The organism is uncultured Winogradskyella sp. (genome assembly GCF_937958655.1).
Classification (GTDB): Bacteria; Bacteroidota; Bacteroidia; order Flavobacteriales; family Flavobacteriaceae; genus Winogradskyella.
In genome coordinates this window covers 57624-71043 of the sequence record NZ_CALGNH010000001.1, presented here as the reverse complement: position 1 = coordinate 71043, position 13420 = coordinate 57624, and the positions used below count along the sequence as shown (strand labels likewise).

Genomic DNA, 13420 nt, shown 5'->3' with positions numbered 1-13420 from the left:
TAGAATATCCATAAATTTTGTTTCGTATTAATGTATCAAATTTAAGTGTTTTGTGCTAGTGGTTTAAATGTTTTTCTGAATTTTATGATTAATGGTAATCCACGAGCGATAATCCAAAGGGTAAAAGCAATGAAAATTCCGCTGAGTTTATAGTCTAATGTATCTACACAATAAATTACAGGAATAAAAATGAAGAGTGTTGAAAATAAAAGCACATTTCTTAAGTATTGCATTTTCCCTAAACCTTTAAAAACACCATCGAAAATAAAGGCTAGGGCACATAGTGGTTGCATGGCTAAAATAATCCAAAAGACGTTATAAAATTCATCTAATACAGCTTTGTCATCTGTAAAGATATTTCCGATAGGATAATAAAATATAGCCCCTGTTACAGAGATGACAATACCAATTATAATACCATACTTAATAAGTTTATTGCTTAAGTCTATGAGGTTTTTGTAGTTTTTAGCACCAAATAATTTTCCTGATAAAATATTACCAGCACTGGCATAACCATCAATTAAAAAAGCTCCCAAAAACCATAGATTAATAGCGATGGTATAAGCAGCAATGTAGGTAGTGCCATATTTAGTAGCAAAACTAGTACCAAAATATAAAGCGATATTAAGCGCAATTGTTCTTACGAATAAATTTAATATCATTGATATAAAACGTTTAATCTCCGGATTAAATGGAAATTTAACCAACAATGGAATATTCGTTTTCTTTAAGATATAATAAGCAGACAATAGTGCCATTATAGTTTGTGCAATAACACTTGCATAGGCAGCACCTTTAATGTGCATTGCTGGGATAACATCCGTTACACCATAAACTAAGACGATATCTAGCACTATATTGGCTAAAGCACCTGCTATAGCAATGAGCATGGGATAATAGGTATTTTGTAGCCCTCTAAAGGTACCAAAAACTGCTATTGTAAAAAGTGTAAACGGAAAACCAAAAACGCGTATTTGATAATAATCTATACTATAATTTAGAATTACGCCAGAAGCATTATAGATTTTAAAAATTTGAGCGGCAAATGGATATGTACCAATAATAATTAAAACACTTAAAGATGTAATTAAAAAAATAGCTTGAGCAGGCAAATTATTTACCTCGTCTAATCTATCGGCACCTAAGTATTGAGATACAATAGACGAAATAGCACTGCGAGTTTGTCCTAAAACCCAAATAAGCATAGACATAAATGTAGTTACAATACCAACTGCTGCTAAGGATTGAGTGGCACCATAATCCATATTACCAATGATTGCGGCATCGGTTAATGACAGTATAGGCTCGGACACACCAGAAATTAATGCAGGTATAGCCAGTTTGTTAATTTGTTTTAATGTAATTGATGCACTCAAAGGACTAATTCGTAACAATGAAAAGGAAACTTACTCTGCTTAGGAAAGTAAATATCACCCAATCGTTTAAAGCCGCGAAGTTCGTAAAACTTTTGGTTTCTTTTATTCTGTGAAAAGGTGTCTAATCTAATAGAGCCATAGTTATTATCTATGGCATACTGTTCTGCAAATGCCATGAGTTGTTGGGCATAGCCTTTACCTTGGACCTCAGGATGAATAGCTAAACGATGTATGTAAATATTATTTTTGTTTTTAGTGAGCCATTTAATAGGTATATATTCACTATCCATAAAGGTTGAAATAACCACAGTGCCTTTTACAACGCCGTTTAGCTCTAATACAAAGAGTTCTTTACGTGCAATGTCATTTTTAAAAGCATCAACGTTTGGGTAATGTTCGTTCCACTGGTAAACACCATTATCAATCATAGTTTTAGCACATTCTTTTGTAATGTGCATAATAATTTCTATATCTTCTAAGTTGCCTTTACGAATCATTTTTAATGTTTACTTTTGTATATTAATCTATGTTGGGTGGTAGGTGAATACTTCCTTAAGTTTTTTAATAAAATGTAATTATGAAAACAATATTAGTTCCTGTTGGGTCTTCAAAAAACGCAAAATCGCATTTACAATTTGCTGTTGATTTTGCAAAAGCATTTGGTGCTAAACTTTATGTGGTTCAAATATATAATGTTTACACAAAAGCAGGAACTATGATTAAAGTAGATCATATTATTGAGCGCGAGTCAAAAGCTTTTTTAGATACTCATGTCGCCTCAATTGATACTAAAGGTGTTGAGGTTGTTACAAGAACTTTTAAGGGAAAATTAGTGGATACTATTGAAAAAGTTAGTAATGTATTAGAAGTAGATTTAATTATATTAGAACCACGTACCAACTCTATTAAGGACGAGTTATATTTGGGTAAGACGTCTGGTAAAATTATAAAACGCACTCAAATACCTGCTTTAATTGTACCAGAAAACTATAGTTATAAACCAATAAACAAAATACTTGTTGCGTTAAAATCTACAGTTATAAAAAGAGAAGGTGTTTTACAGCCATTAAAAGATTTAAAGAACCATTATAAAGCCGTAGTAAATATACTTATGGTCAAAACCGCCAATTATAAAGAAAATGATTTTGACTTAGATGAAGATTTTAAAGCTATATTAACAAATTCAACAGTTATAGAGAGTCCTACAACATTTCAAGCCGTTTTAGAACATTCAAAAGAAAATAATCCTGATTTACTTTGTGTGGTAAGACGTAAGCGAGGTTTCTTTTCTAAACTTTGGGAAGATAATGTTATCTTAAAAAAAGATTTTCACAGTTCTAAAGTACCAGTATTGGTGTTGAGCGGATTAAAGTAATTTGGGGCATTAGCTCAGCTGGCTAGAGCGCTACGCTGGCAGCGTAGAGGTCATCGGTTCGACTCCGATATGCTCCACAATAAAACACTAGAGTATACCTCTAGTGTTTTTTTATGATAAATGCTGAATTATTAAATTACTTACCGTTTTAAGTTGATCTGAAAGTGTATCTCTTACCCAAGGATGTTTTACATTAAACACATGGTCAGCATTTTCAATAATTTCTAATTGACTATTAGGATTCCATTGGTGTAATTCATAAGCTTCATTTATTGAAACGGACGTATCATTATTACCATGAATAATTAGCATAGGAATCTGTATTTGCTTTACAGCAGAGGCTATATGTAGACGTTCTTCATTCGCTTTAAAATCTTCGTAAAACTGATAGTAATGTGGCATCTGTTGCTTTGTTCTGCCATTAAGCACGTACTTTACGCCATTTTGATGCCATTCTTCTAAACCACTAGTTGTTGCTGTGCGCCTGCCAAAATCACTGACACTAGCTAATGTTATAAGCTTTGAAATTTTAGCGTCTTCTGATGCTTTTAAAATAGCTATTCCTCCACCACGACTATGACCAATTAAACTTATTTCTGAGGTGTTTATTGAAGGTTTATTTATAAAATGGCTTTGTGCCCAATCAATAACGTCATTTAAATCATCGAGTTCTTTTGTGTAATTGTTATTGCCAAAGGCTTCTAAATCTGGAAAATCTATAGGGTTATCCATAGTACCTCCATTATGAGAAAAATTGAATTTAATAAAGCAGAAACCAGTTTTAGCAATAGTTTTTGCCATAAGATGCCATGCTCCCCAATCTTTAAACCCTTTATAACCATGACAAAAAATAACAATAGGTTGATTTGTTTTTAAATCTGAATAAAACGTATCAATAAGAATTGGTTTTTTATCCGATCTATTTAATATTATATTTTTTTCAATTATCATTTTTCAAGTTCTTTTTCAATAAAGTCTAGGTCTGGGTTATAGATTTCAATAATTAATTTTTTTAGTTCGGTTTCAAAATTTAAAATGGTGTCTGCTGTAACAATTTGATTCTTTTTTTTACTAGAAGGAGAATCTTTTTTACCGAACTTTAAGAAGCCAGAATTTAAATTTTTAAAGGATATTATGCCAGCTTCAATAGGTAATGTTATGAGGTTTTTTTTGTGCATCATGTAGGCATAACATAATATTTGAAATGACTTACTATACTTATCATAATCGGTTGTTATGTCGTCCCAATTAACTACCTCAACTTTATTTTGTTCTACTTTTCCAGATTTGTAGTCTATAATTCTTGTTACACCATCGCACTCATCTATTCTGTCTACTTTACCTGTGAGTTTAATAGGAAACTCTAAACTTTCAACATTAAATACTACAGTTTCATCAGCTTCTATTGCTATGATTTTTATTTTTTTACCAGCTTTAAGCGTTTTAATTTCAGAATTTAAAAAGTTTATAATATAGCGTTGTGCTATTTTAAAAATAATAAGATTTTTACCTTTTGTAAAATCACCATCTTTGTATAAATCTTTAAACTGTTTTGTGACCAAAACTTCAATTTTAGATTTAAATGTTTTGAGATGGTCTTGAGTTAAAAATTGACCCACCAGAGGTTTATACAATTCTTCCAGTGTATTATGAATTACAGATCCTAATGTGTTGGCAGCTATGTTTTCTTCAACATCTTCAAACGATTTTATTCCTAATATTTTTTCGTAATAAAAATCAATAGGATTTCTTATGTAATTAGTTAATGAGGATGGTGAAAATCCTTTATTAGCCAATGCCTTTAGAGCTTTTAATACCGACGTATTTTTAGAAATGCGTTGAGGTTGTTTTTGTATTACAGGAACATTAGGCGAAGCGGTAAGGTGTTTTATATGATGTATATTTTCTACATCTAATTGTGTGATAAAGCGACTTTTTTCTCCGCCTTTTAAGGTATCAATCTCAGTATTGTATAATATATAAATGGTCTTAGCACGTTGTATAAGTCTATAGAAGTGATAGGTATACACAGCATCTTTTTCTTTAAATGTTGGTAGTCCGTTTTCAATTTTTACATCAAATGGAATAAAAGAATTATTTGTTTTGCCTGCTGGTAAAATACCTTCGTTAACTGAGCTTATAATAACAGTTTCAAAATCTAGAACCCGCGACTCTAGCATACCCATAATTTGTAAACCCTCTAAGGGTTCGCCTTTAAAATCTAGCGTTTCTGTTGATAAAAGCTCTTTGTAAATACCATATAATGCGTTTATAGATTTAAGATGACTAAAATCCGTATTAAGTTTTAATAGTTGATTGAAAAGGGTATTAAATCTATACAAATATTCTAATTCTAAACGATTTGCATGTTTATCTTTAACGAGATCTTCTTTTATGATTTGGATTAAATTCTTACAGTTTTCTAGCGCTATTTTAGGATGATCTTGCCAAGAACCAAACAACAAATCAATAAGCGCATCATCTGAAGGGTCTCCTAGTTGTTTTAGTTTGAAATTATCGACATAAACAAGATTGTTACTTTGAATATGAGATATTATGTTGTTGGATTTATTTTCAATATCCGATAAAAACAAACCGTAGATTGTTGGATGAGCTATTACATCTATGACCTCTTTATGATAGAATTTTTCTGGCTTATTTATATGTATATAAAATAGGAGTTCAAATAATGAGGCTAAGGGTACATATTTTAAGGGTAAACCCATCGTTACATTTAGACGATCTATACTATTTGGAATAGAATTAAGAACAGGTGTCAATAAATTTTCCTCACCTAAAACAACAGCAACACTAGATAGGTTTTTATTTTTAAGACGTATTTGCTCTAAAAGTTGTCCTATATATTTAGCTTGCCCTACCAGTTTGGGAACTCCAATTACACTGATATTTTTTTCTTCTTTATATTGTGTGCCCAGCCATTTAAAAGGGTGCTTTTTAAAGTAATTCCATGTGCTTTTATGATGTCTTGTAAATAAACCAGCATCATGGATATTATCTTCAATAAAAGTTTTATCAATATCCCAATAAATAAATGCAAGATCGTTTTCGAGTAAACCTTGTATAATAGTTGACTCTGATTTATTAAGCGCATTAAATCCTAAAAAAATATGTTTTCTGTTATAATTACTATCTATATAGTGTTCTAGATTATTTACAGCTTCTCTATATATTAACCCTTGGTAGCCTTGTTTAGCTTCTAGTAATTCGTTTGTAAATTCTTTATAGTAATTTTTTAAGTTTTTCCAGAATTTAAGGTGGGTTTTAATGAGGTCGGTTTGTTGCGCCTCTAAAGACCAGTGATTTATTTCTTTGATAGCACTGAGGTAGTCAAAAATATTATCGGGTTCAATGAGATATCTATCAATTTCATTAAAATCTTGTAATACTATTTGTGCCCACTTTGAGAAAGATTCAAAGGGCTCTATATCAGTTGTTTTTGTTAGTTTAAGATAGGACTCGTAAAGCTTAAATAGTAGCTCTGTATTAGGTAGGTTTTGTAGCCCAGAAAGATCTTCGACAAACGCTTCAATACTAAGAATATGAGGCGAAAAAATTGGGTATGTTAGTATGGTCGCTAATTCATGTTTTAAGAAAGTGCCAGCACGTCTGCTTGGCAATATAAAGTGAAGATCTTCGATTTTTAGCCCTTTAGCCTTTAAATCTTTTAACACACTTTTTATAAACGTTTCCATTCTATAAAAATAAAAAACGCTCCGTATAAAGGAGTGTTTTTTGAATTAGTTTTTATTCAGTTTGAAATAAGGAAACTTTAAATGAATTTATAAAACGGGTCTATAAGCATCTCATAGAAATTTTTGTAAAAACGTTTTCTCTATAATCATTTTGTGTAGTTAGATGTAAAGAATAATATAAAAAAGAGGTCTAATATTAGACCTCTTTTTTATATAAATGTAAAATAGTTTTTAGAAAGCGTAGCTTAAACCTATAGTCCAGTAAGATTGTAAATCGTTATCAATATTATTAAAATCAGGAGTAGGATCTCCACTCATTGCATCAAAATTATTTAAAGCAAAATTTAAAGCTTCTTGCTTGCTGCTTCTAAGACCAAAATCAAAACCAACACCGATCATTTTCCAAAGCGTGTAACTAAACCCGTTTATCCATGTCCAGTTAGACAAATCACTACTTTCATAACTTTGGAATGTGGAGAAGTTAGATTTAAAGCTAACAGCACCAAATTGTCTAGTGTAATCTGCTACAATTTTTGCACCTAAAGAAGAGTTAAAAACAGTATCATTTTCTGCAAATACAAAGTTGTAGTTTAATGGGTGTATAACAACAAATAAATTTTCTATTGGTGTCCATGTTGCTCCAACACCAAGATCAAGATATCCTGGATCGTTGAAGTTATCTAATAAGGTAGTTCTATATTCACCTAAACCAGAAACAGCCCATTTATCACTTAACCTTCTACCGTATAATGAACTTATGTTAAATACATCTGTAGTTGGGTTAAAATCGCTATCGTCATCTGTACCATTATCTTTATCGTCTAGCTTTACCCACGCTAAATTTAAATTTAAGGAATTATTCCAAAAGTATTTGTCTTCTACTTTATTAGCAAAGGCATTTAAGGTTGCGCCTATATTACCAGAGGTGTTATTAGGTGTACCTTGAGCAAACCAGTTGTTAAAATTAGAAAGGCTTCCACCTATTGTACCAAAAGCACCTTTTCTCCAACCTGGTAATGCATCTATTTTTGCTTGCAAAGCATTAGCCTCAGCCTGATATTTATCGGCTTCAGCCTGTTTTTCAGCTTTTTGAGATTCTAATTCCTCTTTAGTCTGCGCAAAACTAATCGCTAGGCTAAACATTAAGAATACGGATAAAAGTAATTTTTTGTTCATAATAAATTAATTTTAGTAAATCGTTATAGTTATTAGTTTACAAATATAGGTTAATAATAATTTTCTATAAAAAACGTATTACTATTAAGACCTTAAAAAATAAGAAAAGTCACATTATTTTCTTTTAAATATAGGTACTGCAGAACATGCTTCGCCAAACATAATAGATTTAGCCACTGGTTTTAGTTTCTGGGTAAGTAATACAAGCGCATTTGTTGGCACGGGTTTATGAGAACATCCTTTAATAATTACAGGTCTATCCTTGTATGTTGACACATCTAGGTTATTAATAATTGAAGTGTAAATTATAGACTCTAAATGCTCAAGAGAGCCAATAACAGTAAGTTTTGAAAGGTCTTGGAGTTGGGTTGCAATGAGCATAAAAGCCCAATCTGGTATAATAGCGTCTGTTGAACAATATAACGCCACATAAGTATCCTTAAATTTTGACCAATCTTGGTGAGACACAAAAGCTCTAAATTCTTTTTCTCTAAGTACTAAGCCTTCAAACAGCCAGTCTTTAATATCAAAAAGCACACGATCTCCATTGGGATAATAATCCTCTAAGTCAATGACTTTTAGATTACTTTTGGCTACTCTATTTATTATTTCTTCAGCCATAGCTAAAGCATTCCTAATTCTAATTTTGCCTCTTCACTCATTAAATCCTGAGACCAAGGAGGATCAAAAGTTATTTCTACTTCAGCATCCTTAACATCATTTAAGGACTTTACTTTTTCTTCAACTTCTAACGGCAATGTTTCTGCAACTGGGCAGTTTGGTGTGGTTAGTGTCATTAAAATTTTAACATCGTAATCTTCGTTTACAAAAACATCGTAAATAAGGCCTAGCTCGTATATATCAACAGGAATTTCAGGATCGTAAATGGTTTTTAAAACTCTTACAATTTTGTCTCCTAGAATATTGGTGTCTATAGTTGTTTCACTCATCGAAAAATTTATTTTTTGTTTCCTTAAGAAGCGGAAATCTTTTTAAGATTTAGATTATTGTCTAAGCAATAATTACAAATCAGTTTAATTGTGTTTGATATGCTATAGCATACAGCTTTAGTTGTTTTATCATACTCACTAAGCCATTGGCTCTAGTAGGCGATAAATGTTCTTTTAAGCCAATTTTATCAATAAAATCCGTATTAGCATCTATAATGGCCTTTGGGTTCTGATTAGAAAATACGCGTATTAATATAGCAATAATACCTTTAGTTATTATGGCATCACTGTCTGCTGTAAAATTAATTTTATCATCTTCTAAATTTGCATGCACCCATACCTTACTTTGGCATCCTTTGATAATATGATCTTCAGTTTTGTATTTTTCATCTATTAGCGGAAGTGTTTTTCCAAGGTCTATCATATACTGGTAGCGTTCTTCCCAATCCTCAAACATGGAAAACTCATCAATAATGTCGTTTTGAATAGCTTCAATAGTCATAATAAATATCTTTATATCAAAGTTACAAAATCACTACTCTTTAGTGCTGTTTTCTTTTATGGATAACACTTTATTAACAAGTGCTTCAATCTCTTTTGGGGGATGCTCATGGTCAAAGGCGGAGGAGGTCACTATCATATCACCTGTTCTAATGGTTAAGGTAGCGCTGGCAGCACCATCGTATAGCCTTTTATTAGTAGGCGCTTTTAAGTTATTTAAATTTGAAAGATTTACGCTTTTAATCATAGCTTCTACAGAAGCCCAATCCTTTTTATTAGTAGACTTATAGGTTTTAATATCCTTTAAATTTGCGTCCGAAGCGATTGAAACTTTATCTTCTGAAACTTCTATAAACTCAAAATAACCACGACCTAAAGCTTTATAGCTAACACTTGTGGTGTAATAATGCTCACTTATTTTTTTTTGTTCTGAAGCTCCACCAACTGGGACTGCTTTAATTAACAAGCCATCAACGTTAGATAAGGTAAGCATATTATCACCTATTGAGAAATTAGTGGTAGAATTTAATGCTTTTAATAAAAGCCGTTCAGATTTAGAGACCTCTGGGCAATATTTTTTAGATGCACCAATACCCTTGAATGTAATGGTATTTCCATCTATTCTGTAATTTCCAAACATGCAATTACAGCCTGTAGAGCCCGAAATTGTTCCATCACTATTAAATGTGATTTTTGCTTTTTTCATGGAGTTAGAATACCCTTGCAGTGTATTGATTTTATAAGTGCCAGAGGGTAATGACTCAGCTTCCACTTGTTTTTGTAGAGATGTTGGAGTTTCTATTGTTGATTTACAAGATTCTGTTAACATTATCATTGCTATTAAACTGAATATAAATTTCATAATTATAACGCTTTGTTTGTTAACTAAGATACATTTTTAATGCCAAACTCTAGGAGAGCATTAAAACTGCTTTTTTTAAAGCTGCTATAAAGGTATCTATTTCTTCCTTAGTATTATAAAACATAAAAGACGCTCTAATAGTACCTGGTATATTATAGAAGTCCATTATAGGTTGGGCACAATGGTGACCAGTACGTACAGCAATACCCATTTTATCTAAAATTGTACCAATATCGTAAGGGTGAATGGCACCTACATTAAATGATATTACAGAGGTTTTTTCTTTAGATGTACCATATATTTTTAGTCTTTCTATTTGTTGTAATTGATGTGTGGCATAATCTAAAAGCTCGTTTTCATGAGCCGCTATGGCTTCAAATCCTATAGCATTCATATAATCGACAGCGGCACCAAAAGCAATACCTCCACAAATGTTTGGCGTACCAGCTTCAAACTTATGAGGTAAGTCTGCGTAAGTTGTTTTTTCAAACGTAACCTCTGCAATCATCTCACCACCTCCTTGGTAAGGTGGTAATTTATTTAGCCACGCTTCTTTTCCGTATAGCATACCAACACCTGTTGGGCCACATATTTTATGTGCGGAACACACATAAAAATCTACGTCTAAGGACTGTACATCTGGTTTTATATGAGGGCAAGATTGTGCACCATCAACTAAAACCGCAGCATCAACTTTATGGGCCTCATTTATAATATATTCTATTGGATTTATGGTGCCTAAAGCATTAGAGATATGATTTACAAAAACGAGTTTTGTCTTATCATTTAAAAGCGCATCAAATTCTGATAAAACCAACTCACCATTTTGATTCATGGGAATGACTTTTAATGTAGCGCCTGTTCGTTCGCATAGCATTTGCCAGGGTACAATATTGCTATGATGTTCTAAAGCTGAAATTAAAATTTCGTCTCCCTTTGTTAAAAGTGAAGAAAATCCATTAGCAACAAGGTTTATACTATGTGTGGTACCAGAGGTATAAATAATTTCATGAGGACTTTTGGCATTAAAATGTTTCTGAATTTTAACGCGTGCTAGCTCATAAGCATCTGTGGCTTCTTGGCTTAAAGCATGTACACCTCTATGGATATTGGCATTGTAATTGGAGTAATAATCTACTATAACATCAATAACCTGCTGTGGTGTTTGTGAGGTGGCAGCGTTATCAAAATAAATTAAAGGTTTTCCGTTAACTTTTCTATTAAGTATTGGAAAATCTTTTCTTATTTTTTGTATGTCTAACATCTGTTTCAATTCCATATACAAAAATACGAATAGTTAAAGTTAGTAAACAATAATTAGGACCACTTTATGAATGGTGATTTGGTATCTTTGTACAGTATAAATATTAGAAAAACAATAACTATTTGGCGAAGAGAAGAATCATAAAATGTATTAGCTGTGGTGTTTATAATGAAAATCTTGAGTTCTGTAAAAACTGTGGTGCTGTTTTATCCTTTAGAAAACGTCGTGAGCAAAAGGTGGAAGCACAAAAGAAAAAAAGAGCGGAAGTTTTAAAGATGCAGCCACCAAATTTTATCGAAAACTTGAGAAGTCATCCAAATATGGTCTATCGTATTACAGGAGCATTCCTGTATTCTAGTTTTGCGGTTGTTAGTGCTATAGGAGCATTTATTGCCTGGCTAGTTTTTGCTATTGCAGCTGGATGACATGAATAGAACTTTAAAACTATATTTTATTGTTTCTGTAATTATCGGCACCCTTATTTATGGTGCTCAGCGACTAAATATGGAACTGCCTGCAATTGTTAATAATTACGTCAATGATTTTTTAATTGTACCTATTTGTTTAACAATAAGTTTAACAGTATTACGGATTACAAAAAATGAACCTCATTTTTATTTGAGATTACACCACGTTTTATATCTAGCCATTGTCTACGCAATACTTTTTGAATTTATTTTACCTAAATACTATAAGCGCTATACACCTGACGCTGTAGATGTTGTTCTATATATGTTTAGTGCTATTCTTTTCTACTATTTACAGCGTAAATCGTAATTAGGACAAACGTCTTTTAAAAAGTGATAAAGCTATTTATTGTTAATAATCTACAAATCAAACCCAATATTAACACCCAATTTACTTGCTATAATCTTAGTAATTCGAGTTTTAATTTCAGGAATTTTAACTGAATCTAATACATTGTTACTAAATGCAAACATTAACAATGCTCTTGCTTCCTTTTCTGGGATGCCACGAGAACGTAAATAAAACATGGCACTCTCGTCTAGCTGACCAATGGTACAACCGTGAGAACATTTTACGTCATCAGCAAAAATCTCTAGCTGAGGTTTGGTATTAATACTTGCTTTATCGCTAATTAAAATATTGTTATTAGCCTGAAATGCATTGGTCTTTTGCGCCTCTTTTTCTACAACGACCTTGCCATTAAAAACACCTGTGGCACTATCATTATAAATCCCTTTATAATCTTGGTGACTTTCGCAATTAGGCTCAATATGGTGTACTAAGGTGTTGTGATCTACGTGCTGTTTATCTCCGATTATAGTAATACCCTTCATAGTGGAGTCTAGGCGTTCTCCGTTTTGATAAAAATTAAGATTATTCCTAGTGAGTTTTCCACCAAAGGAGAAGGTGTGTACTTTAGCTATACTTTCCTGCTTTTGATTTATGAAAGTGTTATCAATCAAAGATGCCGAAGAGGTATCATTCTGTATTTTATAATAGTCTACTATAGCGCGTTTATTCGCGAAAATTTCGGTAACACTATTTGTTAAGATAGGGTTGTCCGTTAAACTTTGGTGACGCTCTATAATTTGAACATGTGAGTTCTCATCTACAACAACTAAATTACGAGGTTGTAAGAGTAAAGCACCTTCGCGCCCTGTTGAGAAATGAATAATTTGTATTGGTTTTTGAACCAATTTATTTTTTGGAATATGAATGTAAGCACCTTCTGCTGAGAAAGCCGTGTTTAATGATGATATACCATCTTTTGTTGCTATTTTATTGAAATAGTTTTCAATGATGAGTCTATATTTTGGCTTACTTAAAGCTGAGGACATTAAGCATACGTCGATATCGTCGTGTGTGGTTTGTGATAGGTGCGAAGAGTACTTACCATCCACAAAAATGATTTTATAGCAATCAATCTCATGTATGAAATATTTCTTTACATCTTTATACTCTAACGCACTCTCGTGCTTGGGGAAAACACTATAATCGTGTTTTAGTACAGCATCTAATGAGGTGTATTTCCAAGCCTCTTGTCGTTTTGTAGGAAACCCTTCATCTTCAAAATTCTTTATAGCTTCCGTACGAATATCGTGTATAGGAGAATCTACATCAACGTTATTTTCAAACGCCATAAATGATGATATAAGCTTATCTTTTAATTCCATTTTATTCTCGCAAAAGCGGGAATCTCACCTCGCTTTATATTTTTATAATCCCTAAAACAGTG

The 13420-nt window shown here is 32.1% G+C and carries 13 protein-coding genes and 1 tRNA gene; 3 read left to right on the top strand and 11 right to left on the bottom strand.

The window, feature by feature from the left end; all coding sequences use genetic code 11:
- Positions 1 to 41 precede the first annotated feature (41 nt).
- Positions 42 to 1376 carry an MATE family efflux transporter gene (locus tag Q0800_RS00300; RefSeq protein ID WP_299126627.1) on the bottom strand — a complete coding sequence of 445 codons (1335 nt, stop codon included), beginning with the start codon at positions 1374 to 1376 and terminating at the stop codon, positions 42 to 44.
- Positions 1373 to 1873 carry a GNAT family N-acetyltransferase gene (locus Q0800_RS00295; RefSeq protein WP_299126625.1) on the bottom strand — a complete coding sequence of 167 codons (501 nt, stop codon included), beginning with the start codon at positions 1871 to 1873 and terminating at the stop codon, positions 1373 to 1375. The genes Q0800_RS00300 and Q0800_RS00295 overlap by 4 nt, the downstream gene beginning before the upstream one ends.
- Positions 1874 to 1953: 80 nt before the next feature.
- Between Q0800_RS00295 and Q0800_RS00290 the strand changes: the two genes are divergently transcribed.
- Positions 1954 to 2751, top strand: coding sequence for a universal stress protein (locus tag Q0800_RS00290; RefSeq protein ID WP_299126623.1), 798 nt, complete (start codon positions 1954 to 1956; stop codon positions 2749 to 2751).
- Between the two features lie 3 nt (positions 2752 to 2754).
- Positions 2755 to 2828: transfer RNA gene (locus Q0800_RS00285), tRNA-Ala, on the top strand.
- A gap of 34 nt (positions 2829 to 2862) precedes the next feature.
- On the opposite strand, the gene Q0800_RS00280 is transcribed toward Q0800_RS00285, so the two are convergent.
- The 8 genes from Q0800_RS00280 to Q0800_RS00245 all read right to left on the bottom strand — a co-directional run bounded on the left by Q0800_RS00280 (position 2863) and on the right by Q0800_RS00245 (position 11217).
- Positions 2863 to 3702 (bottom strand): alpha/beta fold hydrolase, encoded by an 840-nt coding sequence (locus tag Q0800_RS00280; protein WP_299126621.1) that lies wholly within the window; start codon positions 3700 to 3702, stop codon positions 2863 to 2865.
- Entirely contained in the window at positions 3699 to 6464 is a 2766-nt protein-coding gene (locus tag Q0800_RS00275) for a PD-(D/E)XK nuclease family protein (protein WP_299126620.1), read from the bottom strand. The genes Q0800_RS00280 and Q0800_RS00275 overlap by 4 nt, the downstream gene beginning before the upstream one ends.
- A 231-nt stretch (positions 6465 to 6695) precedes the next feature.
- Complete coding sequence (locus tag Q0800_RS00270) at positions 6696 to 7640, bottom strand: DUF3078 domain-containing protein (RefSeq protein WP_299126618.1); 945 nt, start codon at positions 7638 to 7640, stop codon at positions 6696 to 6698.
- 114 nt (positions 7641 to 7754) lie between these two features.
- Positions 7755 to 8261, bottom strand: coding sequence for a DUF2480 family protein (locus Q0800_RS00265; protein WP_299126617.1), 507 nt, complete (start codon positions 8259 to 8261; stop codon positions 7755 to 7757).
- Between the two features lie 2 nt (positions 8262 to 8263).
- A complete protein-coding gene (locus Q0800_RS00260; RefSeq protein WP_299126616.1) occupies positions 8264 to 8590 on the bottom strand; it encodes a DUF59 domain-containing protein in 327 nt (108 codons plus the stop codon).
- Positions 8591 to 8669: 79 nt separating this feature from the next.
- On the bottom strand, positions 8670 to 9092 hold the full coding sequence (locus tag Q0800_RS00255; protein WP_299126613.1) for a SufE family protein: 423 nt from the start codon (positions 9090 to 9092) through the stop codon (positions 8670 to 8672).
- Positions 9093 to 9125: 33 nt separating this feature from the next.
- Positions 9126 to 9953, bottom strand: coding sequence for an META domain-containing protein (locus Q0800_RS00250; protein ID WP_299126612.1), 828 nt, complete (start codon positions 9951 to 9953; stop codon positions 9126 to 9128).
- Positions 9954 to 10002: 49 nt separating this feature from the next.
- Positions 10003 to 11217: a cysteine desulfurase gene (locus Q0800_RS00245; protein WP_299126610.1), complete on the bottom strand. Its 1215-nt coding sequence runs from the start codon at positions 11215 to 11217 to the stop codon at positions 10003 to 10005.
- A gap of 122 nt (positions 11218 to 11339) precedes the next feature.
- On the opposite strand from Q0800_RS00245, the gene Q0800_RS00240 reads away from it, so the two are divergent.
- Positions 11340 to 11642 carry a hypothetical protein gene (locus tag Q0800_RS00240; RefSeq protein WP_299126609.1) on the top strand — a complete coding sequence of 101 codons (303 nt, stop codon included), beginning with the start codon at positions 11340 to 11342 and terminating at the stop codon, positions 11640 to 11642.
- 402 nt (positions 11643 to 12044) lie between these two features.
- Here Q0800_RS00240 and sufD read toward each other — a convergent pair whose 3' ends face one another.
- Positions 12045 to 13358 carry a Fe-S cluster assembly protein SufD gene (gene sufD / locus Q0800_RS00235; RefSeq protein ID WP_299126608.1) on the bottom strand — a complete coding sequence of 438 codons (1314 nt, stop codon included), beginning with the start codon at positions 13356 to 13358 and terminating at the stop codon, positions 12045 to 12047.
- Between the last annotated feature and the right edge of the window lie 62 nt (positions 13359 to 13420).